The sequence below is a fragment of the Exiguobacterium profundum genome (assembly GCF_042652865.1).
In the GTDB taxonomy this organism is placed as follows: Bacteria; Bacillota; Bacilli; order Exiguobacteriales; family Exiguobacteriaceae; genus Exiguobacterium; species Exiguobacterium profundum.
Genome location: NZ_JBHSHG010000003.1, coordinates 310,896 through 337,622 on the forward strand (window position 1 = coordinate 310,896; position 26,727 = coordinate 337,622).

26 protein-coding genes are annotated in these 26,727 nt (G+C 47.2%); 9 read left to right on the top strand and 17 right to left on the bottom strand.

The window, feature by feature from the left end:
• Positions 1 to 13: 13 nt before the first annotated feature.
• From rplI to ACFO4U_RS12355, 8 genes are all read right to left on the bottom strand, one after another.
• Positions 14 to 457 (bottom strand): 50S ribosomal protein L9, encoded by a 444-nt coding sequence (gene rplI, locus ACFO4U_RS12320; RefSeq protein WP_159563195.1) that lies wholly within the window; start codon positions 455 to 457, stop codon positions 14 to 16.
• The gene (locus ACFO4U_RS12325) at positions 454 to 2,445 is read right to left on the bottom strand and encodes a DHH family phosphoesterase (protein WP_214691421.1); all 1,992 of its coding nucleotides are present in this window, start codon (positions 2,443 to 2,445) and stop codon (positions 454 to 456) included. Before ACFO4U_RS12325 ends, rplI begins: the two co-directional genes overlap by 4 nt.
• A gap of 152 nt (positions 2,446 to 2,597) precedes the next feature.
• The gene (gene rpsR / locus ACFO4U_RS12330; protein ID WP_015880232.1) at positions 2,598 to 2,828 is read right to left on the bottom strand and encodes a 30S ribosomal protein S18; all 231 of its coding nucleotides are present in this window, start codon (positions 2,826 to 2,828) and stop codon (positions 2,598 to 2,600) included.
• Between the two features lie 43 nt (positions 2,829 to 2,871).
• Complete coding sequence (gene ssb / locus ACFO4U_RS12335) at positions 2,872 to 3,381, bottom strand: single-stranded DNA-binding protein (RefSeq protein WP_015880231.1); 510 nt, start codon at positions 3,379 to 3,381, stop codon at positions 2,872 to 2,874.
• A gap of 37 nt (positions 3,382 to 3,418) precedes the next feature.
• Complete coding sequence (rpsF, locus tag ACFO4U_RS12340; RefSeq protein ID WP_015880230.1) at positions 3,419 to 3,706, bottom strand: 30S ribosomal protein S6; 288 nt, start codon at positions 3,704 to 3,706, stop codon at positions 3,419 to 3,421.
• A gap of 130 nt (positions 3,707 to 3,836) precedes the next feature.
• The gene (ychF, locus tag ACFO4U_RS12345) at positions 3,837 to 4,937 is read right to left on the bottom strand and encodes a redox-regulated ATPase YchF (protein ID WP_031424089.1); all 1,101 of its coding nucleotides are present in this window, start codon (positions 4,935 to 4,937) and stop codon (positions 3,837 to 3,839) included.
• Between the two features lie 153 nt (positions 4,938 to 5,090).
• Positions 5,091 to 5,294, bottom strand: a complete 204-nt coding sequence (locus tag ACFO4U_RS12350; protein WP_047795718.1) for a DUF951 domain-containing protein — start codon at positions 5,292 to 5,294, stop codon at positions 5,091 to 5,093.
• Positions 5,284 to 6,225: a mechanosensitive ion channel family protein gene (locus tag ACFO4U_RS12355; RefSeq protein WP_074035244.1), complete on the bottom strand. Its 942-nt coding sequence runs from the start codon at positions 6,223 to 6,225 to the stop codon at positions 5,284 to 5,286. Before ACFO4U_RS12355 ends, ACFO4U_RS12350 begins: the two co-directional genes overlap by 11 nt.
• A gap of 169 nt (positions 6,226 to 6,394) precedes the next feature.
• On the opposite strand from ACFO4U_RS12355, the gene yyaC reads away from it, so the two are divergent.
• Complete coding sequence (yyaC, locus tag ACFO4U_RS12360) at positions 6,395 to 7,021, top strand: spore protease YyaC (RefSeq protein WP_078145959.1); 627 nt, start codon at positions 6,395 to 6,397, stop codon at positions 7,019 to 7,021.
• Here the strand turns inward: yyaC and ACFO4U_RS12365 are convergent.
• The 5 genes from ACFO4U_RS12365 to mnmE form a co-directional block, all read right to left on the bottom strand.
• Positions 6,994 to 7,776 carry a ParB/RepB/Spo0J family partition protein gene (locus ACFO4U_RS12365; protein WP_031424085.1) on the bottom strand — a complete coding sequence of 261 codons (783 nt, stop codon included), beginning with the start codon at positions 7,774 to 7,776 and terminating at the stop codon, positions 6,994 to 6,996. The genes yyaC and ACFO4U_RS12365 overlap by 28 nt on opposite strands.
• A 36-nt stretch (positions 7,777 to 7,812) precedes the next feature.
• Complete coding sequence (gene noc, locus ACFO4U_RS12370) at positions 7,813 to 8,697, bottom strand: nucleoid occlusion protein (RefSeq protein WP_015880224.1); 885 nt, start codon at positions 8,695 to 8,697, stop codon at positions 7,813 to 7,815.
• A 79-nt stretch (positions 8,698 to 8,776) separates the two neighbouring features.
• Positions 8,777 to 9,493: a 16S rRNA (guanine(527)-N(7))-methyltransferase RsmG gene (gene rsmG, locus ACFO4U_RS12375; protein ID WP_015880223.1), complete on the bottom strand. Its 717-nt coding sequence runs from the start codon at positions 9,491 to 9,493 to the stop codon at positions 8,777 to 8,779.
• Between the two features lie 4 nt (positions 9,494 to 9,497).
• Positions 9,498 to 11,384 carry a tRNA uridine-5-carboxymethylaminomethyl(34) synthesis enzyme MnmG gene (gene mnmG, locus ACFO4U_RS12380; protein WP_074035252.1) on the bottom strand — a complete coding sequence of 629 codons (1,887 nt, stop codon included), beginning with the start codon at positions 11,382 to 11,384 and terminating at the stop codon, positions 9,498 to 9,500.
• A 15-nt stretch (positions 11,385 to 11,399) separates the two neighbouring features.
• A complete protein-coding gene (mnmE, locus tag ACFO4U_RS12385; protein ID WP_031424082.1) occupies positions 11,400 to 12,779 on the bottom strand; it encodes a tRNA uridine-5-carboxymethylaminomethyl(34) synthesis GTPase MnmE in 1,380 nt (459 codons plus the stop codon).
• Positions 12,780 to 12,951: 172 nt separating this feature from the next.
• Here mnmE and ACFO4U_RS12390 point away from each other — a divergent pair, with 172 nt between their 5' ends.
• Positions 12,952 to 13,710 carry a nucleotidyltransferase domain-containing protein gene (locus ACFO4U_RS12390; RefSeq protein ID WP_214691423.1) on the top strand — a complete coding sequence of 253 codons (759 nt, stop codon included), beginning with the start codon at positions 12,952 to 12,954 and terminating at the stop codon, positions 13,708 to 13,710.
• Positions 13,711 to 13,723: 13 nt separating this feature from the next.
• On the opposite strand, the gene ACFO4U_RS12395 is transcribed toward ACFO4U_RS12390, so the two are convergent.
• The 4 genes from ACFO4U_RS12395 to rpmH form a co-directional block, all read right to left on the bottom strand.
• Positions 13,724 to 14,269 (bottom strand): HdeD family acid-resistance protein, encoded by a 546-nt coding sequence (locus ACFO4U_RS12395; protein ID WP_215244197.1) that lies wholly within the window; start codon positions 14,267 to 14,269, stop codon positions 13,724 to 13,726.
• 102 nt (positions 14,270 to 14,371) lie between these two features.
• Positions 14,372 to 15,232, bottom strand: coding sequence for a membrane protein insertase YidC (yidC, locus tag ACFO4U_RS12400; protein ID WP_015880218.1), 861 nt, complete (start codon positions 15,230 to 15,232; stop codon positions 14,372 to 14,374).
• A 104-nt stretch (positions 15,233 to 15,336) separates the two neighbouring features.
• Positions 15,337 to 15,681: a ribonuclease P protein component gene (gene rnpA / locus ACFO4U_RS12405; protein ID WP_015880217.1), complete on the bottom strand. Its 345-nt coding sequence runs from the start codon at positions 15,679 to 15,681 to the stop codon at positions 15,337 to 15,339.
• Positions 15,682 to 15,835: 154 nt separating this feature from the next.
• Entirely contained in the window at positions 15,836 to 15,970 is a 135-nt protein-coding gene (rpmH, locus tag ACFO4U_RS12410; RefSeq protein ID WP_015880216.1) for a 50S ribosomal protein L34, read from the bottom strand.
• Positions 15,971 to 16,735: 765 nt separating this feature from the next.
• Between rpmH and dnaA the strand changes: the two genes are divergently transcribed.
• The 7 genes from dnaA to ACFO4U_RS12445 all read left to right on the top strand — a co-directional run bounded on the left by dnaA (position 16,736) and on the right by ACFO4U_RS12445 (position 26,528).
• On the top strand, positions 16,736 to 18,115 hold the full coding sequence (dnaA, locus tag ACFO4U_RS12415) for a chromosomal replication initiator protein DnaA (RefSeq protein ID WP_015880215.1): 1,380 nt from the start codon (positions 16,736 to 16,738) through the stop codon (positions 18,113 to 18,115).
• Positions 18,116 to 18,311: 196 nt separating this feature from the next.
• A complete protein-coding gene (gene dnaN / locus ACFO4U_RS12420; protein ID WP_026824743.1) occupies positions 18,312 to 19,451 on the top strand; it encodes a DNA polymerase III subunit beta in 1,140 nt (379 codons plus the stop codon).
• A 126-nt stretch (positions 19,452 to 19,577) separates the two neighbouring features.
• On the top strand, positions 19,578 to 19,793 hold the full coding sequence (yaaA, locus tag ACFO4U_RS12425; RefSeq protein ID WP_015880213.1) for a S4 domain-containing protein YaaA: 216 nt from the start codon (positions 19,578 to 19,580) through the stop codon (positions 19,791 to 19,793).
• 1 nt (position 19,794) lies between these two features.
• A complete protein-coding gene (gene recF / locus ACFO4U_RS12430; protein WP_159563190.1) occupies positions 19,795 to 20,913 on the top strand; it encodes a DNA replication/repair protein RecF in 1,119 nt (372 codons plus the stop codon).
• Positions 20,914 to 20,962: 49 nt separating this feature from the next.
• On the top strand, positions 20,963 to 22,891 hold the full coding sequence (gene gyrB, locus ACFO4U_RS12435) for a DNA topoisomerase (ATP-hydrolyzing) subunit B (protein ID WP_074035264.1): 1,929 nt from the start codon (positions 20,963 to 20,965) through the stop codon (positions 22,889 to 22,891).
• Positions 22,892 to 22,913: 22 nt separating this feature from the next.
• Positions 22,914 to 25,481: a DNA gyrase subunit A gene (gene gyrA / locus ACFO4U_RS12440; protein ID WP_015880210.1), complete on the top strand. Its 2,568-nt coding sequence runs from the start codon at positions 22,914 to 22,916 to the stop codon at positions 25,479 to 25,481.
• 57 nt (positions 25,482 to 25,538) lie between these two features.
• Positions 25,539 to 26,528 carry an HD-GYP domain-containing protein gene (locus ACFO4U_RS12445; protein ID WP_196431642.1) on the top strand — a complete coding sequence of 330 codons (990 nt, stop codon included), beginning with the start codon at positions 25,539 to 25,541 and terminating at the stop codon, positions 26,526 to 26,528.
• Positions 26,529 to 26,727: the final 199 nt, after the last annotated feature.

Below are 26,727 nucleotides of genomic sequence, written 5' to 3' on the forward strand. Positions count from 1 at the left end.
CTCTACCTCACCTTCAAGCTTCTTGTACATGTACATTCAACGTCGCGACGACGTCATGGTGCAACTTCACTGGCACTTTCGTGAAACCGAGCGCCTTGATCGGATGCTCGAGTTCAATTTTACGCTTATCAATTTTGTAGCCCATTGATTTAAGGGCATCCGCGATTTGCTTGCTCGTGACCGAACCGAACACGCGACCGCCTTCACCGGCTTTCGTCGTGACGGCAATCGTCTCTTTTTCAAGCTTTTCTTTGAGTTGTTTCGCTTCGTTCAACTCTTCTTCTGCTGCTTCTTCGGCACGACGTTCTTTAGCCGCGAATGCTTTCAGGTTTCCTGGTGTCGCTTCCACTGCCAAGTTTTTCTTGAACAAGACGTTCTTAGCGTAAGCGTCTGCCACGTTTTTCACTTCTCCAGCTTTCCCTTGTCCTTTTACATCTACTTTCAAAATGACTTTCATTCTAATTCCTCTCCTTCAGTTTCATCTGTTACGTAATGATCGATTGCCTCTTTCAACATGACTTTCGCTTGTTCGCGACTCACTTCAAGTTGCGTCGCCGCATTCGTCAAATGGCCACCGCCATCGAGCATTTCCATGATGACCTGGACGTTGACGTCACCGAGCGACCGCGCGCTGATTCCCGTACGCCCGTCCGGTAAGACGGCGATGACGAACGAGGCTTTGACGCCTTCCATATTCAGCAACTGGTCTGCAGACTGAGCAATCAACACTTGATGGTGTGCCTCGTCGTCAGAAGCGACCGCAATCGCCATCCCACCTGCATAAATTTCGGTGTTTCTCAAAATCTGAGACTGCTCGATATAAGCATCGAGATCTTGTCTCATGAAGTGCTGTACGAGAACCGTGTCAGCACCTTGAATCCGTAAGAAGGATGCCGCATCAAACGTACGGGATCCCGTACGGAGCGTAAATCCTTTCGTATCGACCATGATTCCCGCGAGAAGTGACGTTGCCTCTAAAATAGAGAGCTTTCGACTTCCCGCCTGATACTCAATCAATTCCGTGACGAGCTCACTCGTTGATGATGCGTAAGGCTCCATATACACGAGAACCGGATCTTCGATAAACTCTTCCCCGCGACGATGGTGGTCGATGACGACGACCCGCTCCGACCGATCCAAAATGTCTTTTGAAATGACGAGGGACGGACGGTGTGTATCGACGACGACGAGTAATGTCTGTTCATCGATGAGTGGCTGCGCCTCATACTCGGTCAAGAATTGGCTGTATAACGAGTCATCGTTCTCTACTTCATGGACGAGCCGCTGAATGCCGACACTCGTCTCACCGGATGGAATGACGACATACGCCTCGCGCCCGACAAACTCGGCCAATTTCATGACACCGATGGAAGCCCCGAGCGAGTCCATATCTGGATTCTTATGTCCCATCACAAGGACACGGCTCGATTCCCGAATGAGGTCACGCATCGAGTTCGAGATGACACGTGCCCGGACACGCGTTCGCTTCTCGGTCGGATTTGTCTTCCCGCCGAAGAAACGAACTTTCCCATTATGACGCTTAACGACTGCCTGGTCACCACCACGGCCAAGTCCTAAATCTAGACTCGACTGAGAGAGATTACCGAGCTCCGTCAATGTCGTTTCACCGCACCCAATCCCGATTGATAACGTCAACGGGATTCTTTGTTCCTTCGTCGCATCACGCACTTCATCCAAGATTGAAAAGCGGTTGTTTTCAAGTTCAGATAGCGTCCGTTCATTCATGACGAGGAAAAAGCGGTCCGCAGCTGTACGACGCATGTAGATATGATGCCGCTGCGCCCATTGATTGAGGAGTACCGTCACCCGACGATTGACTTCACTACGGACCTGTTCATCCACCGCAGTCGACATCTCGTCATAGTTATCTAAATACAAAATACCGATAACCGTCTGCGTTTGAACATACTTTTGTTCCATCTCCGCTTCTTCGGTCATATCAAATAAATAGAGGGTTTGATGGATTTGATTGTAATAAACACGATAGACACGGTCACCCACTTCAATCGTGGCTTCATCCTCTTCTTCTTCAATCAATTCATCGAAGGCGGAATGGAGCGCATCAAGCGGTATTCCAATCGCCATATCGAGTTCGAAAATCAATCGTGATTGTTCGTTATACCAACTGATCCGTCGGTCCTGGTCAAAGACTAAAATCCCAATCGGCATCGTCGTCAATGCTTCTTTTCCGACCTCTTCGATTTGATGAGAGAGAGAGAGGACATACTGTTCCCAATTTTTACGCTCCCGTCGCATCGTCACTTGCTGATAGATGAAAAAAATCAGCGTGCCCATAAACAGGGTGATTGCCGCCACAATGTTGTAGAACGCCAATCCTAACGAGACAAGGAATCCAATCACGTATGGAATCATGTGCCGCGCGTATTGGTTCTTCACGGATGTTAATGCTTCACCACTGTGCATGTATGCCTCCTAAAATGAGTAATGTTCACCCATGGAATCGTAAAGGTTTCTGCTCTATCATACCATATTCGTCGGTTTCACTTACACACTTACAGACGAGATGAAATACAAAAAAACGACTTATCCAAGAGGATAAGCCGTTCGTCAAACAATTACTCTGCAACGTATGGAAGCAAAGCCATTTGACGTGAGCGCTTGATAGCGACAGTAAGTGGACGTTGGTATTTCGCTGAAGTACCAGTCACACGACGTGGAAGAATTTTACCACGCTCCGAAACGAAGCGTTTGAGCAATTCTACGTCTTTATAATCGATATGAGTGATGTTGTTCGACGTAAAGAAACATACTTTACGACGACGACGACCTCCTGGACGACGTGCCATGTGAAGACCTCCTTTATAGGTTAGTTTTTATTGTCCATGATGATTAGAATGGCAAATCATCATCTGACAAGTCGATTTTGCCGCCACCCGAGAACGGATCTGCGTCAAAACCTTTATTCGAATTCGAGGACTGAGATGAAGTCGAAGCGGCTCCTGCGCCCCATCCTGATCCACTTGATTCACCACCACCGAAGACATCTCCAGATGGTGCTTGCTCACGTTGCCCTGAGGCTCCGCGTGGTTCAAGGAAGCGTACGCTGTCTGCGACTACTTCTGCCCGGTAACGACGTTGGCCATCTTGTCCTTCGTAACTACTGATTTGAAGGCGACCGTCAACGCCGGCCATGCTGCCCTTTTTCAAGTATTGTGCTACGTTCTCTGCTTGTTTGCGCCAAACGACACAATCAATAAAGTCCGTCTCGCGCTTCCCATCTTGTCCAGCGAATGGACGATCGCAAGCGAGAGTAAGGCGTGTTACGGCGATTCCGCTCTGCGTATAACGCATTTCGGGATCGCGAGTCAATCGACCAACTAACACAACTCGGTTAATCATCTCCAAGCTCCCCTTTCACGATACGAAACGTTAAGGATTAACGCTCGTCTTTTGTTGTCATTTGACGGACAACGTCGTCAGAGATCTTCATGAGACGCTCTGTTTCTAAGATCGCTTTAGGTTCAGCAACGATGTTAAGAAGAACGTAGTGTCCTTCGCGCATCTTGTTGATTTCATAAGCGAAACGACGTTTACCCATGTCTGTTGTTTTTTCAACAGTACCACCGTTTTCAGTGATGACGTTGTTGAAGCGCTCGATTAAAGCTTTCTTCGCTTCCTCATCAACTGATGGACGGATAATGTAAAGAAGTTCGTATTTACGCATTATCTTTCACCTCCTCTTGGACTAACGGCCCCTACCGGTTGTAGGAGCAAGGAGCAAACAATTGTTTTACTCACGTCATAATATACTATCAAACTTCCTTAACTTTTACAATACGTTTCCGTAAATCAACTTATACGTTGAAGCGGAACGTGACAACGTCGCCATCTTGGAAGACGTATTCTTTTCCTTCTGAACGAAGTTTTCCTTGTTCTTTCACCGTCGTCATGTTTCCTGCTGCTGAAAGGTCGTCATACGACACGACTTCGGCACGGATGAATCCACGTTCGAAGTCAGAGTGGATGACACCAGCACATTGTGGGGCTTTCATCCCTTGTTTGAACGTCCAAGCACGAACTTCCTTCTCACCTGCCGTGAAGTATGTCGCAAGACCAAGTGTCGAGTAAGCCGCACGGATCAATTGATCAAGTCCTGACTCTTCGATTCCGAGATCTTGTAAGAACTCGAGGCGTTCTTCCGGTTCGAGTTCTGAAATTTCTTCTTCGATTCGTGCACAGATGACGATGACTTTCGACCCTTCTGTTGCCGCGTGATCACGGACTGCTTGTACAAACTCGTTCGAATCGGCATCTGCCACTTCATCCTCACTCACGTTCGCCACGTAAAGCATCGGCTTCATCGTAAGCAATTGGAAGTGTTTGACGATCGCGAGTTGATCTTCTGATAATTCAGCGACACGTGCCGGGCGCTCTGATTCAAGAACATCTCGCACGATTTCGAGTGCTTCGAGTTCTTGTACCGCACCTTTATCTTTTGCCTTCACCATTTTTTGAACACGTGCGATGCGTTTATCGACTTGCTCAAGATCAGCTAAGATCAATTCAAGATTGATAGTCGTAATGTCATCGATTGGTGAGACACGACCTGCGACGTGCGTGATGTTCTCGTCTTCAAAGCAACGGACGACTTGGCAAATCGCATCGACTTCGCGAATGTTCGCCAAGAATTTGTTTCCGAGACCTTCACCTTTTGACGCACCTTTCACGATTCCAGCGATATCTGTAAACTCAAATGCTGTTGGTACCGTTTTTTTCGGTTTGACGAGTTCTGTCAATCGATCAAGGCGCGCATCCGGTACTTCTACGACGCCGACGTTCGGGTCGATCGTCGCGAACGGATAGTTGGCCGCCTCGACTCCTGCTTGTGTAATCGCATTAAACAATGTCGATTTCCCGACGTTTGGCAATCCGACAATTCCTGCTGTTAATCCCACTAGTATTTCCTCCTCATCCGGTGTTTCCCGGGAAATGTTAAGCCGTCTGTGGAGTGGGTACATTCAGTACACCACACCGTCACATCCTTCACAATTATAGATAGTCCACGATTAAACCGCAACTCACGTTCATAACCTAAAGAAAAACGCCGCTTATTCGGCGGCGTTCCCTTGTTCAAGCACTTTCTTGAATCGCTTATCGAAATCACGGCGTTGCATGAGCACACTGGCTCCGCAGCCTTGACACTTGATTCGAATGTCCATCCCGACACGCGTGATTTGCCAACGGTTCGTCTTACAGGCATGTGGTTTTTTCATTTCCACAATATCGTTCAATGCATAGGTTTTACTTTGCATTTTCTGCTTCTCCTCCTTTAGGAGCCGAGTTCGGTGGCATCATGACCGTACGTGGGTATGGAATTTCAATCCCCCGCTCGTCAAGTCCAGCCTTTAACTCTTTATGCAAAATTCGACCAGCTGCGAAGTGCTGGGTCGGCGGGACTTCCGCCATTAATCGGTACACCACTTCCGACGGTCCGAGCGACTGCACTCCAGCTAAGTCGATTGGTTTGATGAACAAGTCGTGATAGCGTGCTTCGACCGTTTTCGCAATTTCCTTGAGCGCTTGCTCTACTTTTGACATATCTTCTTCGTACGCAACCCCAATATCGACAACAGCGACGCTGTTTTCAAGCGAGTAGTTCGTCACTTGTAAGATTTGTCCGTTCGGAATAATCGTCACTTGTCCGTTTAATCCTTTTAACTTCGTCGTCCGGATTCCGACCTCGATGACCGTCCCGTCGACTTGTTGGTTCAAATTGACGTAATCCCCGTTCTTATATTGGTTTTCAAAGATGATGAACGCCCCTGTGATGACGTCTTTCACCAAACTTTGTGCCCCGAATGAGATTGCAAGACCCGCGACCCCGGCTGATGCAATCAAACCGGCGATATTCACACCGAATTGTCCGAGCACCGTCAAGACCATAATCAACCCGATCACATAGCGGATTGTGTTTTGGGCTAATTTTAATAACGTTTCATTCTGTCGCTGGGCGACGATATCATGTTCTTTTATTTTGCGGAGCGTAAACACGCGCTCGACCATCGTTGTCAAAATGCGTGTTGCGATATATAAACCAAGGATGATGAGCGCCACACCGGCGAGCTTGATCCCTAAACCAATCCACATGTCTGTATCTTTAAAGTACTCGACGAATCGGTTCACGCTGTCGATTGTCTCATCGGCAACCGTATTTAAATCTTTTTCTGTATTTTGCGAAGCCATCTTTTCACCTCAAAGTCGTAGATTCTAAATCATCAAAACATATTTCACGACTTTTCTCAAACACTGCATTCGGAAGTTAGAAGTTTTCCACTTTTGGGAATGGGTTAATACGAGATCAATCCCCCAACTGCAACTAGGAATAGGCAGCTTAGAAGAGAGGATGAGATTCATGCCGTTTCGCTTAAAACCTCATAAACCATACTCTTTCTTCATTGAACACACTGAGCGGAGTGGATCCAGATTGCTTGCGGACCAGCTTCATGAACAGTTGGTCAATGAAATCCATCGCCCCATCGTCCTTGTTTGCATCGGTTCGGACCGTTCGACCGGTGATTCACTCGGTCCGCTCGTCGGAACGTTTTTAGAAGAACGTCATATCCGAAATTTACATGTATATGGCACATTAACGAAGCCTGTACACGCACTCAATTTGGTGGAAACGTTACATGAGATTCAAACGCGCTTCCATCAACCGCTCATTATCGCTATCGACGCCTGTCTCGGACGTTTATCAAGTGTCGGTTATGTCTTCTTTTCGGAAGGTCCGCTCGCTCCAGGGGCCGGTGTCCAAAAAGAACTTCCGGCAGTCGGCGCTTACAATATTAAAGCCGTCGTGAACGTAAGTGGATTCATGGAGATGATGATTCTACAGAATACCCGTCTCCATCTTGTATATGAACTCGCACGTTTCATCACAGACGGATTCGCCGATTTTGATACACGGATCGGGCGCCTGCATCACGAAGAGGCGGCCATCACGCGTCTTCGTCAGTCACGAGATGAATCAAAGTCTTGAGGCGATAATAACGTCAACAATTGTTCCAAGTCGTCTTGTGAAAAATACTTCAACTCGAGGACGCCGCCTTTTCGGCGCGGACGAATCGACACATCCATCTGAAGACGCTCCGCAAGCACCGCTTCGACCGCTTCGATATCGGCGTTCGATCGCTTCAGCGTCTTTTTTTCTGTGCGCTCTTTTTGTAAGTAACGCTCGAGGCGACGGACCGTCCAATGCTCGGCAATGACCCGTTTCGCAATCTGTTCCATCGCTTGTTCCGATTTCATACCCGTGATGGCACGTGCATGTCCCATCGTCAAATCTCCGACCATGACCGCATGCTGGACGGCACTCGGCAATCGAAGGAGGCGAAGACTGTTCGTCACATGACTGCGGCTCTTCCCGACGCGATCGGCCAACTGTTGTTGCGTCAGACCTAGCGTCTGCATCAACTGTTCATAGGCGACAGCCTCTTCGATGGCATTCAAGTCTGCCCGCTGAATGTTTTCAATCAGCGCCAACTCCATGACGCGATCGGAGTCCGCCGTGACGACGAGGGCAGGAATGTCTTCTTTCCCAGCGAGCTTCGCCGCCTGAAACCGTCGTTCCCCGGCAATGATTTCATAGTATCCTGTCGCTTTTCGAACGACGATTGGTTGTAGGACGCCATATCGCTCAATGGATTGACGCAACTCTTCTAATTTTTCCACCTCAAATTGTTTCCGGGGCTGATTCGGGTTTGGGCGAATGAATTTTAATGCTAATCGTTCCATCTACAAACCTCCTTCATTGTATAAAAAAGCACGGACTCATTTTTGAGGCCGCGCTTTCGGGATGCGAATTCGAATTTCAACAAATTCCTCTTCGTCTACTTCTTCAGTTTGGACGTCAATCCCTGTTTTCCCAATCAAATCGATTGAGTCACGAATCGTGTTGATGGCGATTCGCGTGTCACGCGCAAAACTTTTCGTCCGACGACGTTGTTTTTTCGGCTTTCGCTTCTCTTCTTCGATCGGTGTTGTTAAAAAGGCGACGCGTTCTTCTGTCTCCTTGACGTTAAAATCCTGTTCTAACACTTCTGCGAGCACTTGAAGTTGCAATCCTTCTTCCTTCAACGGCAACAACGCACGCGCATGTCGCTCGTTGATCCGACGATCGCGAAGCGACTGCTTCACATCCTCCGGCAATTTTAACAAACGCAACTTATTGGCGATCGTGGATTGACTCTTGCCTAGACTCTTCGCGAGCGCATCTTGCGTCAAACCGTTCAAGGCGAGTAAACGATCATATGCTTCCGCCTCTTCAATCGGGCTTAACTGCTCACGCTGCAAGTTTTCAATCAAGGCGAGTGCAGCCGTCGTATCATCGTCCATATCGCGAACGATTGCCGGAATCGCTGACCAACCAAGCGATTTCACCGCACGGAAACGACGCTCCCCGGCAATGATTTCATAGCAGTCCCCATCTGCCTTTCGAACCACGATTGGTTGAAGGAGTCCATGTTCCGAAATCGTCGTTGCCAACTCTTCAATTTTTGCCGGTTCGAACACTTTACGCGGTTGATAACGGTTTGGACGCAACCGTGATAACGAGAGTTCTTGTACCGTGTCATCCGCTCGAACTTCCGCAATCTGCGTCACGGCAACTTCGTCTTTTCGATTCACACCGAACAATTTCGCAAATCTATTCTTCAACGTCGGGCACCCCTTTATGTAAAAAAATAAGCAGACTCCACCACTGGAATCTGCTTTTGTTTCACGTGAAACGACATCATCAGATAAGTGGCTCTTTCGCCGGTGTCCCCGCTTTACGCGGATATTTCCCGGGCGTTTTTCGTAGTTTATCTACAACTACGATATTACGCTCACTCATCTCTCCTGGCAATAGGAACTGGTGTGTCGCTTTTTCTTTCCCACCTAGAACGGCTAAAGCGTTTTTGGCGTCTGCCATCTCGTCAGAAACCTTGGCCGCTTTAAGCGCAACGAAGCTTCCGCCTACTTTCGCGAGTGGCAAACAGTATTCTGCCAACACGGTCATGCGGGCAACCGCACGTGCTGTGACGACGTCAAACTGTTCGCGGAACTTTTTATTTTTTCCGAACTCTTCGGCACGACCATGATGGAACGCGACACCTTCGAGTCCGAGGGCAAGGGCCAACTCGTTCAAAAAGGTGATGCGTTTGTTTAACGAATCGATGATCGTGACGTGTAAGTGTGGGAATAAAATTTTGAGCGGAAGACTTGGGAATCCGGCTCCTGCCCCGACATCACATACGGTTTCGACTTTCGTGAAATCGAAATGAAACGCTGCGCTGAGCGAATCATAGAAATGCTTCAAATATACTTCTTCTCGGTCCGTGATGGCCGTTAAGTTCATTTTCTCGTTCCATTCGACGAGCATTTCGAAGTAACGCTTGAACTGACTGAGTTGTGTCTCACTCAGCTCAAACCCTTCAGCTCGTAACGCTTCAATAAATTGAGATTCGTTCATCGTTTCACTCCACCGTTGCGTATTGTCCTTGTTCGATATAGACGAGCAAGATTGACACGTCTGCTGGGTTTACGCCTGAGATACGAGACGCTTGACCGATCGAAAGAGGACGAACTTGTTTTAGTTTTTGTTTCGCTTCTGTCGCGAGACCACCGATCGCATCGTAATCCAAGTTTTCCGGGATTCGTTTTTCTTCCATGCGACGCATCTTCTCGACTTGTTCAAGCTGTTTGGAAATATAACCTTCATACTTCACTTGAATCTCGACTTGCTCTTTCACTTCATACGACAATTCTTCCGTTGACGGAACGACCGTCATGAGTGCTTCATAAGATACTTCCGGACGTTTCAACAAGATGTTGGCATGCGTCGCTTCTTTAAGCGGGTGCGCACCGACCGATTCGAGCATCGCATTGACTTCAGGTGTCGGTTTGACGACAAGTGACGCAAGTCGCTTCACTTCTTTTTCAATCGCTACACGCTTCTCGTTGAGGTGAGTGTGACGATCTTCTGAAAGTAAGCCGATCTCATACCCGATGTCGCTGAGTCGCAAGTCCGCATTGTCATGACGCAACAAAAGACGGTATTCGGCACGTGATGTGAGAAGGCGATACGGTTCGTTCGTACCTTTCGTCACGAGGTCATCGATTAAGACGCCGATGTACGCTTGCGAACGGTCCAAGATGACCGGATCTTTTCCGAGCACTTTGCATGCGGCGTTGATTCCCGCCATGATGCCCTGTCCAGCCGCTTCTTCGTACCCGCTCGTCCCGTTGATTTGTCCCGCTGTGAAAAGACCTGGGACAGCTTTTGTTTCGAGAGTTGGCCAAAGCTGTGTCGGTACGACCGCATCGTATTCAATCGCATAACCGGGACGCATCATCTCTGAATTTTCAAGACCCGGGATCGTGCGAAGCATCTGATGTTGCACGTCTTCTGGCATACTCGTCGAAAAGCCTTGGACATAGATTTCTTCCGTATCGCGACCTTCTGGCTCTAAGAAGATTTGGTGACGCGGTTTATCATTAAAGCGAACGACCTTATCTTCGATTGATGGGCAATAACGGGGCCCTGTTCCTTTAATCGCACCCGAATACATCGGTGAGCGATGCAAGTTCTCATCAATCAATTGGTGTGTACGTTCGCTCGTGTACGTGAGCCAGCACGGGATTTGTTCGATCGGATCCAAGTCCGTCGAGGTGTACGAGAAGAATGATGGATTCTCGTCCCCTGGCTGAATCTCCGTCTTCGAATAATCAATCGTCTTGCCGTCGATTCGTGGCGGTGTTCCCGTTTTGAATCGAACTAAGTCGAGACCGAGCTCTTCAAGATGCTTCGATAGCTCGACCGATGGCATTTGGTTGTTCGGACCACTCTCGTAAGCCAATTCCCCGATGATGATTTGACCACGCATGAACGTTCCCGTTGTGACGATGACCGCTTTCGCGCGATATTCTGAACCTGTGTTCGTTACCACGCCACGTACTTCTCCGTCCTCAATCAACAAGCGCTCGACTAGCGCCTGACGAAGCAGCAGATTCGGCTCATCTTCTAGCACTTTCTTCATATGATTTTGGTATTGGAATTTGTCCGCCTGTGCACGTAGCGCACGTACCGCCGGCCCTTTCGATGTGTTGAGCATCTTCATTTGGATGTATGTCGCGTCAATCGCACGCCCCATCTCGCCACCGAGCGCATCGATTTCACGTACGACGATCCCTTTCGCCGGCCCACCGATTGATGGGTTGCAATACATGAATCCGACCATATCAGGGTTCATGGTGAGCATCGCTGTTTTCGCGCCCATTCGAGCCGATGCGAGTGCTGATTCAATCCCTGCGTGTCCGGCCCCGATGACGATGACATCAAATTCGCCTGCCGTATAAGCCATATTCGTTCCTCCTTATTATTTCCCAAGACAAAACTGTGAAAAGAGCTGATCAATCAAGCTCTCCTGTACGGTATCTCCATTGATTTCACCGAGCGTATCCCACGCACGACGTAAATCGATTTGAACCATGTCGATCGGCATATTCATGACGGCACTACCGAGCGCCTCATCAATTTGACCAATCGTTCGTTTGATTAACTGAATGTGTCGAGCGTTTGAGATATACGTCATATCCTGTGACTCGACACCTTTTGCGAAGAATAGATTTGCGATGGCCGCTTCAAGGGCATCGATTCCTTCATCTAGCAAGAGCGATGTCGCCACAATTGGACGTCCTGCCGCTAGTTTCTCTAGCTTAGAAGAATCCATGTTTTGTGGCAAGTCTGTCTTGTTGATGATGATGATGGCATTCATTCCTTTAACTGCCTCAAATAACGCCTCATCCTCGACAGTCAATCCCTCATGTCCGTTCAAGACGAGAAGGACCAAATCTGCCGCTTCTAACGCTTTTCTCGACTTTTCCACACCGATTCGTTCCACGATATCTTCCGTTTCGCGAATCCCTGCCGTATCGATCAATTTGAGCGGAACACCTTTCACGTTGACGTATTCCTCAATTGTGTCACGTGTCGTACCGGCAATTTCGGTGACAATCGCTTTTGTCTCTTGAACGAGCGTGTTCATCAAAGAAGATTTTCCGACGTTCGGTCGACCGATGATTGCCGTGGCCAAGCCTTCACGTAAGATTTTCCCTTGTCGCGCTGTCTCGAGTAACTGTTCGAGGACACGTTTGACCTCGCCCGCTTTCTCTTCGACAATGGCCTGGGTCATCTCTTCTGCGTCATATTCTGGATAGTCGATGTTGACCTCGACCGCCGCAATCGTCTCGAGCAATTGTTGACGTAACTCGCGAACGAGGCGTGACAAACGTCCTTCCATTTGCGCCATCGCAACGTTCATTGCTCGGTCCGTCTTCGCGCGAATCAAATCCATGACCGCTTCCGCCTGAGATAAATCGATCCGACCATTTAAAAAGGCGCGCTTCGTGAACTCGCCCGGTTCTGCTAGGCGGATGTCGGGTTGATCGAGAATGAGCTCAAGGACACGATTGACCGCTACGACGCCTCCGTGACAATTGATTTCGACGACATCTTCTCGCGTAAACGTCTTCGGCGCGCGCATAATACTGACCATGACTTCATCGACGATTTCGCCCGTATTAGGATATTTTAACGTTCCATAATGAATCGTATGTGAATCGACTGTTGTTAAGTCTTTCCCAGAAAACACATTGTTCACCGTTTCGACCGCCAAATCGCCCGATAGTCGGACGATCCCGATGGCACCTTCACCCATCGGCGTCGAAATCGCTGTAATCGTGTCAAACTCTAGCATCTTTCTCCCTCCAAACCTAAACATCTTCTTCTATCATATGCATAACGAACCTACTATACACGATATTCGACTTGAACGAAAGAGTTGGACCATTGATAAAGTCATTGCCATTCGCCTCATCGTTTTCGTACAATAAAGGAATATATTTACATAGGAGAGAGATGATCTAAAGATGAAACAGCAAGACGCAATCCGAATCATCACCGAACGATTACAGCACGATGAAGCGGTTCAAGCGATTTTTATGAAGGGTTCATTCGGTCGGGGAGAAGCCGATGAACATTCAGATATCGACCTCTATGTCATGGTACACCCCGATGAAAAGGTCTCTTTTCTATCTAGACGCCTCGAGCATGTAACCGCCTATCGTCCGATTCTGTTAAAAGACGAGATTCACATCGTCGCTCCACAACTCATCGCCGTCTTTGATGATTTTCTTCACCTCGACCTGTTCACGGTCACGCAAGAGACGTTGAATCATCAAGACTCGATTCATGTGCTCTACGACCCACAACAGCGACTTGCTAGACACGCCACTTCCTTGCAATTAGACGAAGCGGCAATCAGTGACCATGCGTTCGATACCGTGTGGTTCTTTTTCCAATATACAAAATCACGCAATCGAGGCAACGCGATGTGGGCAACGGAGATGCTCCGGCAAGGAATGGTCCATTTCGCATATGTGTTAGCCGCTCACCACACACCGGACCGGGCTTCCCTTGGTTTAAAAGATGTGACGCAGCGACAAGAAATCGACCTCCGCTCATTTTATGACCATTTGACCCCCGCCTCACACGAAAAAGCCGCCCACATCTATCTGGAGCGACTTCAGGTAGAGCAAACTTTTTTCACATCACTACCTGGCTACAACGTGTTCGGACCGTTCATGGAACAGTTGATTCAACGAGAAACAAGCCGTCCTGGCATATAGGGCGGCTTGTTTTTTAGTATCTTGCTTGGCGTTTCGTCGAACGAATCGTGAAATAGAGGAACAGTTCCAGTATCGCGATGGCGATGAGAATGCCGCCGAACAGTTGGAACAAGACAAGTAGACTACTGAACGGATTCGTCAACATGAGAATCCCGACACCTATCCACAATAGACTTCCAATCAAAAACCAAAGCCATCGTCCCGACATCGATTGACGGTAACCGAGTGCCTGAATCAGGCGGATAATTCCACCGAATAAGAACAAGGCTCCGATCAAAATCGGGAGAAGACTAGCTAGCGTCTCTGCGAAGAAAAAGACGACCGCTGCCAAAATCAAATAGATGAGACCCATAAAGAAAGTGGGTGGCAACCCTCCCTGACGTCGACGCAACCCTTGAAAGATCATCCAAATCCCCATGATCGCTAAATAACCGGCAATGACATACACCATGACATCAAAGAAAAATCGAGGATATAACAGAATGAGAACACCAAGTACAAAATAAATGATCGCTTGCCATAACGTCGAACGTTCCAAACGCTGAATGAATGCCTCCATTTTCCCACACCTCCGTTTACTCGTTTCTATCTCTATTCCCCTCTGACTGGCTTGCAATCCCACAAAAAAAAGCTGAGCGTCAGAAGACACTCAGCTTAGCGATTATTTACGCTTTTTCTTTTTGTTTTTCTTTTCTTCTTCAGCAAGCGCTGCACGCTCTGCTTCTTTCGCAGCGATTTTCGCTTCAGCCGCAACCTTCATCTTCTCACGCATCGGGAGCATGATTGCCATCGTGACGATGATCGAGATGATATAACCGACTACCCAGTATAACGAAAGGGCAGCTGGGAGGTTGATCGACATGACGAAGATCATGACCGGGAAGATATAAAGCATCATCTTCAACTGCGGGTTCTGTTCTTGACCCGCCATTGAGATTTTTTGTTGTGCGAACGTCAAGATTGCCGCTAAGATCGGCAAGACGAACGTTGGATCCGGAGCACCGAGGTCGAACCATAAGAAGTTCGCTTCGAAAATCTCAGGTGTACGGCGAATCGCATCATAGAATGCGAAGAGAATCGGCATTTGAATCAAGATCGGCAAACATCCCGCGAGCGGGTTGATTTGGTATTCCTGATAAAGCTTCATCATCTCTTCTTGGAGTTTACGTTGTGTTTCCTGGTCTTTTGAGCTGTACTTTTCACGAAGCTTCAGCATTTCTGGTTGCAACACTTGCATCGCACCCATACTCTTCGTCTGCTTGATCATGAGTGGGAGAATCAATAACCGGACGATAATCGTCGCGATGATGATTGAAATCCCGTATTGCCACGGGCCACCGACCAAGTAAGCAACTTCCTTCAAAAGCCATGCGAGCGGCCATACAAAGTACTTCGCCCAGAAACCTTCTGTGTCAGCCGTTACTGGTTCGGCTTGGATGGTAGACGGATCCACACAGCCTGCCATCAGCATGATGACCGCGGTCATGGCAGCGAGTAATCCTAATTTTAGCTTTTTGCTCATAGTTCCTCCTACGCTTTCTTTATCAATTCTTTTTAACGCACACGTCGATCGGGCAATCTTATCAGACTCTAATTATATGAGAGAACAAATTCAGATTGTCATGGTCACCGGCCCTGCTTTTGCCAAACCTTGGCCCGTTTGAATACGTGTTTCAAACTCTCGGTCACTTCCGACTGCGTCAATGCGGTCGCAGGTTTTCGAGCGATGATGACATAATCATTCGGTGCAACGTTTGGTTCGAGCAAGCGAAGCGACTCACGCATCAATCGTTTCATCCGGTTCCGTTCCACAGCATTTCCAAGTTTCTTACTGACGGAAAGACCCACTCTGAAATGCGTTTGATCCGCTTTGAGCGTGTAGACGACAAACTGACGATTGGCCACGGAGCGTCCTTCGCGAAACACCGCTTGGAACTCTTCATTCTTTTGCAGGCGGTATTCTTTTTTCAAAATTCTCACTCCATCCTTCGCTTCAAAAATCGTCAACTAACATCATATCATATCCACATCATTTGAACGAGGGAGAATCCATGAAATACTACGTTTCTGTGACAAACTAAAAAATTGCCCGAGGAAAGGATCCCCGGGCAATCTTCATTCAGAATTATACAGTCAAGGCTTTACGGCCTTTACGACGACGAGCAGCAAGAATGTTGCGACCGTTTTTAGTCGCCATGCGTGCACGGAATCCGTGAACTTTCTTACGCTTACGGTTGTTAGGGTTGAAAGTTGGTTTCATGGTTACAGCACCTCCTCAAGATTAACGCTCTATTAGCAAGTTATAGTTTCATTTAAGGCAGTCTTTAAGATTATATAAATCGATTCAACAATTGTCAATGTATTTTCGGATGGTTTTCGAATTCGTAGAATGAGGCACTCAGAAAGCATTCATCCACATGGATTCGATCCTTATCCGAAGGACGAGTAGGGGGATGAATGTATACACAACCTTTACGTATTTTATAAACGGTCTTTATAAATAGCCACGTTGAGCCATTTTATCCACAAAATCTCGAAGTTATCCACATTTATATGTGAATAACTCCTCTTTTTTCATATTCTTATTCTTTATTTTTTCATTTTCTTCTTTTACAAAAACAATCTTTCATTTCACTCCTTCCTCTTTTGTGTATAACTTTTTCATCTCATATTCTATCATTAGTGCTTTATCCACAATATATCCACAGGTTATCCACAAAACACACAGCATGTGGATAAGTGGGTGTGGATACTTTTCTTTATCTGTGGATAAATACCAAAAAGCATTGCCACGTCTATTTTATTTTGCTAAACTGAATGTGCACAAACTTGTGGATGAACAATTCGTGATTCCAAGATATACACAGGCTGTGGATAAGTGTTATCCCCATAATGAACACCATGTGGATAACTTTATCCACAGTTTTTGTTCTCTGGGGATAACCCTAGTTTCTACTATAGAATAGTGTATGTGTATATCGTGTGAATAAGTTTTACCCAACATGTGAGTAAAGGAGGTCTTTCATTGAAGAATGCTCGCGAGATTTGGAGAAATGTCTTATCGGTAATCGAGGAAGAAGAACGAACTCCAAAAGCCAGTTTTGACATGTGGTTGAAATCAACCGAGGGGATATCATTGATGGGAACGACGCTCGTTGTGTCGGCACCCGCCAGTTTTATCGTCACGTGGTTAGAGCGACAGTATCTCTCTCTGTTACAAGATACAGTTGAAGAGATCACAAACAACAAGCTTGAAATTCATTTCATCGAGGAATCTCAAGCACACAAGTATGCTCCAGCGGATGGATCGTCAAATGAGTCCATCGCCGTGACAGAAACAAAAGAACAGCCCGTGCTATTACCTTCAAAAGAGGAAGGGGATCTTGGTCAACTGAATGACAAATACATTTTCGAGACGTTTGTCATCGGATCGGGGAACCGTTTTGCCCACGCCGCATCACTTGCTGTCGCTGAAGCACCTGCACGCGCCTATAACCCGCTCTTCATTTACGGAGGCGTTGGACTTGGTAAAACACATTTGATGCATGCGATTGGTCATTATGTAAAAGGTCAAAAACCGGGGGCTCGCATTGCCTATGTCTCTTCTGAGAAGTTCACAAATGAATTTATCAATTCGATTCGGGATAATAAGACCGGTGAGTTTCGGAACCGTTATCGAAACATTGATGTACTATTGATTGATGATATTCAGTTTTTAGCAGGGAAAGAACAAACCCAAGAAGAGTTTTTCCACACATTCAATGCATTGCACAACGATCAGAAACAAATCGTGATTTCAAGTGATCGACCACCAAAAGAAATCCCGACGCTAGAGGATCGACTTCGTTCACGCTTTGAATGGGGCCTAATCACAGACATCACACCACCGGACCTTGAGACGCGAATTGCGATTCTTCGCAAAAAAGCGACCGCGGAAGGGCTTGATATCTCGAATGAAGTCATGCTGTATATCGCGAATCAAATCGATACGAACATTCGGGAACTAGAAGGGGCACTGACACGAGTCGTCGCTTATGCAAAACTTGTCGGACGACCAATCGACCCGGACGTGGCAGCCGAAGCGCTTCATAATATCATGCCTGTCCAGGAAGCGAAGAAAATTGTCATTCGCGATATTCAAGAAGTTGTCGGTCAACACTTCAACATTCAAGTAGAAGAATTGAACTCGAAAAAGCGAACCAAGACGTTGGCATTCCCACGTCAAATCGCAATGTATCTCTCGCGGGAGATGACGGAGAGCTCTTTACCAAAAATCGGGGAAGAGTTCGGAGGGCGTGATCACACGACTGTGATTCATGCACATGAAAAAATTAGCACCCTTCTAAAGAACGATGTGGAAATGCAAGAGACGATTCAAACGTTGAAGAAGGCACTTTCTAACTAATGAAGAATTCTCTGTGGATATCCTGTGGATAAACCACCTTAGTTATCCACAAGTTATTCACAGGCGAAATGGCTTAACACGTATGGATTAGGGGACTTATCCCCAGTATCCACAGCCCTTATTACTATTATGACTTAATTAATACTATTATATTATTAGGAAATGGACTCATTTCACCTTAGGAGGAATTATCCACATGCATTTAACGATTCAACGAGATGTATTCATGCAAGCCGTACAAGACGTATCAAAAGCTGTGGCTTCACGAACGACCATTCCAATTTTGACAGGCTTGAAACTTGAGGCACATGCGGATGGCTTAACACTGACAGGAAGTGATACCGAGATTTCGATTGAACGCTTGATTCCAATCGAAGAGGGTGGAATTGAACTCATTCAAATTCAACGTGCTGGAAGCGTCGTGTTGAACGCACGCTTCTTAGGAGAAATTGTGAAGAAGTTACCGACGAACGAGGTCACACTCGAAGTTTCACCGAACTTCATGACGCGCATTGAGTCTGGTCAGGCAGAGTTCCATTTAAACGGTCTCGACCCGGATGAATATCCACGCCTACCTGAACTTGCGAGTGATCGTCGCTTCTATTTGCCGGCTGATCTATTGAAGACCATCATCCGTCAGACGAGCTTCGCTGTTTCTTCACAGGAGACACGTCCCGTATTGACAGGGGTTAACTTCTCAGCAGAGAAGGGCTTCCTTACATGTGTCGCAACCGATAGCCACCGTCTGGCGCTTCGTCGTGCGCGATTTGAGACAGATAACGATTTGACGTTCCAAAATGTCGTCGTTCCTGGTCGCTCACTCAACGAATTGGCAAAATTACTCGACCGTGAAGAGTTGCCGATTGAAATCGTCTTAACGGACCAACAAATTTTATTCCGTATGAAAAACATCTCATTCTTCTCTCGTTTGTTAGACGGTGCCTATCCAGATACGTCACGTCTCATTCCGGAAGAATATCGCACAGCCGTTCGGATGAATGCGAAAGAGTTCTTACAGGCCATTGACCGTGCATCGCTCTTAGCACGTGCCGATCGCAACAACGTCATTAAATTTGTGGCGGAAGATACAACGGCAGTTGAAGTCTCTTCACACTCGCCGGAAGTCGGAAAAGTGTCGGAACGTGTCAGCATCCTGTCGCTTGAAGGAGAAGAACTAAAAATTTCCTTCAACTCGAAATTCGTGATGGACGCGCTCCGCGCACTCGATGCATCTGAAATCGAAATCCAGTTCACGGGTTCGATGCGACCGTTCATTTTACGACCGGTTGAACAAGATAGTGTTCTTCAACTGATTTTGCCAGTCCGCACATCGTAAGCTGCGGATAGGGATGATGAGGTGTCTTGCCTTGTCATCCCTCTTTTTGCCTTATTCGACGATTTTCGATAAACTAATATGTATGGCGATTTTTTCAGATCAGCATGTGAGAAAGGAAGTGACGACATGGAAAAAGTGTCGATTACAACCGAGTATGTAACGCTCGGACAATTTTTAAAATTAGCAGATATCATCTCAAGTGGGGGACAAGCAAAGTTCTTTTTAGAGGATGTCATGATTAAAGTGAACGGTGAGCAGGACCAGCGCCGCGGTCGTAAATTAAGAGATGGAGATACAATCGAAGTCGAAGGCTTCGGGGAATATCAAATCGAGGGAAACTGACGTGCATTTAAAGTCGATCCGATTGCAAAACTATCGCAACTACGAAACCCTCGAGCTAGATTTTTCAGAACAGACGAATGTTCTGATTGGTGAGAACGCCCAAGGAAAAACGAATCTTCTCGAATCGATTTACGTACTTGCGCTCGCAAAATCGCATCGGACGACACAAGACCGTGAGTTAATCGGTTGGGAAGCCGATGCTGCGAGTATCGAAGGACGGATTCATAAACGGACGGGCGAATCGGTGCAGAGTCTCTCTTTTTCTCCTAAAGGCAAGAAAGCAAAGCTCAATCATTTGGAACAACGTCGTCTCAGTGACTATGTCGGCGCATTTAACGTCGTCTTGTTCGCCCCAGAAGACTTAGCCATCGTGAAAGGCAGTCCGCAAGGGAGACGGCGATTTTTAGATATGGAAATCGGTCAGGTCAGTCCGGTGTACTTACACGAGCTCAATCAATACTTGAAGACGTTGAAACAACGGAACGCCTTGTTGAAGCAGTTATCCACAAAAGGTGGCGACGAAACGTTACTTGAAGTCTTGACGGATCAATTGATTGAACTTGCCGTAAAAATTGTGATGAGACGCTATCACTTCATCGACCAGCTCGAAAAATGGGCCAATCCCATCCATTCCGGAATCACAAGAGAACTCGAAACACTGACGATTCAATACGTTTCCGACACGTTCCAAAAAGAACGCTTCTCAAAAGAACAGATGTTTGAAACGTATCGTCAAAAGTTTGATAAAATAAGAGAGAACGAACGACGAAGAGGTGTGACCTTATTTGGTCCGCATCGTGACGATTTTGAATTGTATGTCAACAATCGAAACGTTCAAACGTTCGGTTCACAAGGTCAGCAACGAACGGCGGCCTTGTCATTGAAGCTAGCTGAGATTGAATTGATTCATGAAGAAGTAGGCGAATATCCTCTGTTGTTATTAGACGATGTGTTATCTGAGCTTGACGATCATCGCCAAACCCATCTCCTCGATACGATGGGACGGAAAGTACAAACGATTTTGACTACAACAAACATTGACGGGATTGCACATGAGACCATTCAACAAGCTAAAGTGTTTCACGTGAAACAAGGTGAGGTTGAAACGGAGTCCGTGTAATCGTGGCAAGAAGGAACACCAAATCATGTATAGTAGGTGAAAATAACCGATGAGTAATGAAAATGAAAAAGAATTGCAAGCGTACGGCGCCGATCAGATTCAAGTCCTTGAAGGCTTAGAGGCTGTCCGTAAACGTCCAGGGATGTATATCGGTTCCACAAGCTCTCGCGGTCTCCACCATTTGGTATGGGAGATTGTCGATAACTCAATCGATGAGGCGCTCGCTGGTTATTGTGACACGATCACAGTGACGGTCGAGCCTGGGAACTCAATCGTTGTTGAAGACAACGGACGTGGGATTCCGGTCGATGTTCAAAAGAAAACGGGGCGACCTGCCGTTGAAGTTATTTTCACGGTGTTGCACGCAGGTGGTAAGTTCGGCGGTGGCGGATACAAAGTATCAGGTGGTCTTCACGGTGTCGGGGCGTCGGTTGTTAACGCCTTATCGACGAAACTTGAAGTGTTCGTTCGTCGCGATGGAAACGTATATTACCAATCGTTCAAACGTGGTGTTCCACAGGGTGAACTCGAAATCGTCGGGACGACCGACACGACAGGGACGACGGTCCGCTTCTTCCCAGACGGGGACATCTTCCAAGAAACACTCGAATATGACTTTGATCTGTTAGCGACACGCTTACGTGAGCTCGCCTTCTTGAACAAAGGGTTACGAATCGTGGCTAAAGATGATCGTAGTGACGAGACGATTGAGCGGAACTATCACTATGAGGGCGGAATCAAGTCTTATGTCGAGCACTTGAACCGCTCAAAAGCGTCGATTCATGAGGAGCCTGTGTACGTACACGGGACGAAAGACGGAATCGAAGTCGAGATCGCGCTTCAATACAACGAAGGTTTCGCAAGTAACATTTATTCATTCACGAACAACATTCCGACGCATGAAGGTGGGACGCACGAGACTGGATTTAAGACGGCGCTCACCCGTGCCATTAATGATTATGCGAAGCGATTCGGATTGATGAAGGAAGCCGATGGTAGCCTCTCAGGGGATGATGTCCGTGAAGGATTGACGGCGATTGTTTCGGTCAAGCACCCTTCTCCTCAGTTTGAAGGGCAGACGAAGACAAAACTCGGGAATGCCGATGCGCGTACGGCAACGGATACATTGTTCAGCGACACGTTCGAACAATTCCTACTCGAGAACCCGTCGGTCGGTCGCCTCATTGTCGACAAAGGCTTGATGGCGGCACGTGCGCGTCTTGCTGCGAAACGTGCACGCGAGATGACACGTCGGAAAGGGATTCTCGAAGTCAGTTCATTGCCAGGGAAATTGGCAGACTGTTCGTCAAAAGATGCATCGAAATCTGAACTATACATCGTTGAGGGTGACTCAGCGGGAGGTTCTGCGAAATCTGGACGTGATCGTCACTTCCAAGCCATCCTTCCGATTCGAGGGAAAATCATCAACGTTGAGAAAGCACGTCTTGATAAGATTTTGGCCAACCAAGAAGTCCGGACCATCATCACGGCTCTCGGAACAGGGATTGCCGATGAGTTTGACTTATCGAAAGCGCGCTATCATAAACTCATCATCATGACCGATGCCGATGTCGATGGTGCGCACATTCGGACGTTATTGTTGACGTTCTTCTATCGTTACATGCGCCCACTCGTTGAAAGTGGATATGTTTATATCGCGCAACCACCACTCTATGGTGTGAAGCACGGTAAAGAAACCATCTACGTTCAAAACGACCGTGAGTTGCAGGCAGCGATTGCACAACTTCCTGAAAATGCACGTTATAGCGTTCAACGTTACAAGGGTCTCGGAGAGATGGATCCTGAACAGTTATGGAATACGACGATGAACCCGGAAACACGTTCGATGCTTCGTGTCGACCTGCAAGATGCAATCGAAGCGGATGAAATCTTCGAAACGCTCATGGGTGACAACGTCGAACCACGCCGTGACTTTATTCAATCTCACGCCCATTACGTGAAGAACCTCGATATTTAATAAGAAGGGTAGGCAATAACGAATGGCAGAACAAGAAAATATCAAGGATATAAATATTAGCCAGGAGATGCGAACGTCGTTCATGGACTACGCGATGAGCGTCATCGTATCACGTGCCCTTCCGGACGTGCGAGATGGATTAAAGCCGGTTCACCGTCGTATTTTATATGCGATGAACGAACTAGGTATTCGCGCGGACAAGCCACATAAGAAGTCGGCGCGTGTCGTCGGGGACGTCATCGGTAAGTACCACCCACACGGTGACTCAGCCGTTTATGAGACGATGGTCCGCATGGCTCAGGACTTCAGTTATCGCTACGAATTAGTCGACGGTCACGGGAACTTCGGTTCAGTCGATGGCGACTCGGCCGCTGCGATGCGTTATACCGAGGCACGTATGTCTAAAATTGCGATGGAACTCGTACGAGACATCGGAAAAAACACGATTGATTATCAACCAAACTTCGATGGTGAAGAAAAAGAACCAGTCGTACTTCCGGCACGTTTCCCGAACTTCCTTGTGAACGGGACGAGCGGGATTGCCGTTGGTATGGCGACGAACGTTCCGCCTCATAACTTGAACGAGGTCATCGACGGTGTACTGGCGCTTTCTCACAACCCGGACATCACGATTGCAGAATTGATGCAACATATCCCAGGTCCTGATTTCCCGACTGCGGGAGAGATTTTGGGACGTAGTGGGATTCGTCGTGCATACGAAACTGGACGTGGATCGATTACGATGCGTGCGAAAGCTGAAATCGAGGTCTTGAAAAATGGCCGTGAACGGATCCTCGTGCACGAGATTCCTTACCAAGTCAACAAAGCGCGTCTCGTTGAAAAGATTGCCGATTTGGTTCGCGACAAGAAAATCGAGGGAATCACGGACTTACGCGATGAATCAGACCGTAACGGGATGCGCATCGTGATTGAAGTTCGCCGCGACGCGAATGCGAGTGTCATCTTGAATAACTTGTACAAGCAAACACCGATGCAAACGACGTTCGGTGTTAACATGCTCGCGCTTGTAGGCGGTCGTCCAAAAACGTTGAACATCAAACAAGCAATCTATTACTACATCGAACACCAAAAAGAGGTCGTGCGTCGTCGGACGCAATTCGATTTAGACAAAGCGGAAGCACGTGCCCACATTTTAGAAGGTCTTCGTGTTGCCTTGGATCACTTGGATGAAGTCATCGCCATCATCCGTAGCACACGCACAGGTGACGAGGCTCGTGAAAAGTTGATTGCCCGCTTTGGACTTTCGACTGAACAGACGCAAGCAATCTTAGATATGCGTCTCCAACGCTTGACTGGTTTGGAACGTGAGAAGATTGAAGGCGAATATCGTGAAGTGAAAGCGCTAATCGAAGAACTTCGTGCGATTCTCGGAGACGAAGAATTGCTACTCGATATCATTCGTAACGAGTTAATCGAAATCAAAGAGCGATATGGTGATGCTCGTCGTACGGTGATTCGTACGGATATCGTTGAACTCGAGGACGAAGATTTGATCCCAGTTCGCGACATGATGATTACGCTCACGAGCGAAGGATATATCAAGTCGATCCCATCGGATTCATATCGGACACAGCGCCGTGGTGGACGTGGGAAACAAGGTATGGGAACGAACGATGAAGACTTTGTGCTTCGTCTGCTCTCCGCGTCGACACACGATACCATCCTGTTCTTCACCAACTTCGGACGCGTCTTCCGTCTCAAAGGATACGAAATTCCTGAGATGAGCCGTACCGCGAAAGGGATGCCGATCATTAACTTGCTGCAAATCGACAAAGGTGAAAAAGTCGAAACGATGATTCCTGTCGATTTCAATAGTTACTTGGCTAACCAAACGGTAGCGGAAGAGACACAGGATGAGTCTGAAGAAGTAGCAGACGAGCAGTTGTCTCTCGTCTTCATCACGAAAGAAGGATTGATTAAGCGTTCGCCACTTTCGGCATACGCCCGAATCAACAAAAACGGTCTACGTGCCATCAGTTTGAATGAGACAGATGAACTCGTTACGGTCCGTTTAGCGAAGAGCGACGATGAAATGTTGATCGTCACACGCCAAGGTATGTCGATTCGCTTCCCACTCGAAGGAGAAGTTCGTTCGATGGGACGTACGGCACGAGGCGTTCGCGCGATTCGATTGAAGAAGGAAGACGATTTGGTCGTCTCGATGGAAATCGTTCGCACCACGCAAGACGTCTTGATTATCACTGAAAAAGGATACGGAAAACGTACGGCCATGGAACAGTTCCGCACACAAGGTCGTGGCGGTTCCGGTATCATCGGAATTAAGACAGATCGTGGAACAGTCGTCGGGATGCGTGTCGTTGATGAAGACGATGACATCATGCTGATGACCGAACTCGGTGTTGCGATTCGGATTGATTCACAAACGATCTCTCAAATGGGTCGAAGTACTCGCGGTGTGAAAGTGATGAACATCGAAGAGGGCGATCGTTTAGCGACTATCGCAAAGTTGAAAAAAGATGAATTAGAAGAGGAATCAGCAGTCGATTTGGAGAATGGGTTTGAGGATGAAGCACCTGAAACCGATGAATCGTCTGATGTGAATGAGTAAGACGAGAGGTCGAACGGTGTTTCCGTTCGATCTTTTCATATATTAGGAGGGATTCGCGTGCGTTTGAACTTATCCACTGTACATGTTGGGATGACGCTATTGTCACCCGTTTCTTCTTTAGAAGCCGGAATCCACTTAACCAATGAACATTTACGTTTGCTCCGTTTCTTAAAAATCGAAGATATCGATGTCGCACCTGTTGAACAGAAGCTCTTCACGTCTAAAGAAGAACAGCGCCTCTGTAATCAGGTCCTTCAATATGAGAAGCATTATAATCAGTGGGAAGAACGGATCGCACCTAACCCATATGAAGGTCTAGAATTCATTCATCAACTATTTCGTCAGGAAGTTCCGCTTACAGCGATCGTTCATTTCTTTACGCATCAGCCGTTGCGGAAAAATCATGTCATTTACCATTCCGTCTATCGAGCGCTCGTCGCCCGTGCCTTATCGAAATATCGAGGGGACGAACATCAACTCCAATTTGATTACGGGATTGCTTCTTATTTTGCAGATGCGAGCTACGCTAAAATTCGGAAATGGTCTCATATGCGTTATTTCACAAAAATGGAACGGGAGCTATTGTATCAACACCCACTCGTTTCGGCATCGATGCTCCCGAGTACTCAAACGTTACGAGGAAGAGTGTATCAATTGATTACCGAGCATCATGAGCGATTGGATGGATCCGGGTTTCCAAAACGTCTGACGGAACGCGAGTTGAATCCAGCCTCTCCTCTATTTATTGTCGCCGATCGCTTCTGTCAGTTAACAGCACCCCGAACGTTCCGAAAGCCGCTCTCTCCAGAGGAAGCATATTTCTATATGTGGCAGAACAAAGCCTATGATGGAGAAGCTTTGTCGCTTCTTGCGACATTACTTGGATTTTATGAAATCGGTCGCCCTGTTTTATTGAGCAGTGGAGTACGAGGAACGATATATGCCTATACGAATCGTGTCGAACAACCGATTGTGCTTGAAGCGACAGGGGAGAAAGAATATGATTTATCGCGATTAACCGATGTGAGCATTGTTGCATTTCAATAAGAAGAAACTAGCGATTCCATTCAACAAAATGAAATGGAATCGTCTTTATTTATTCTTTTTTAAAAACTTTCTTTTTATAGTTGACGGATATAATTACAGGTGCTATTATAAATGAGTCGCTAAGAGCGGCAGACGAACTTTGAAAACTGAACGATGAGGCAAAAAAAGTTTTACCATTTTTGAATGAAGCGCAAGCTTC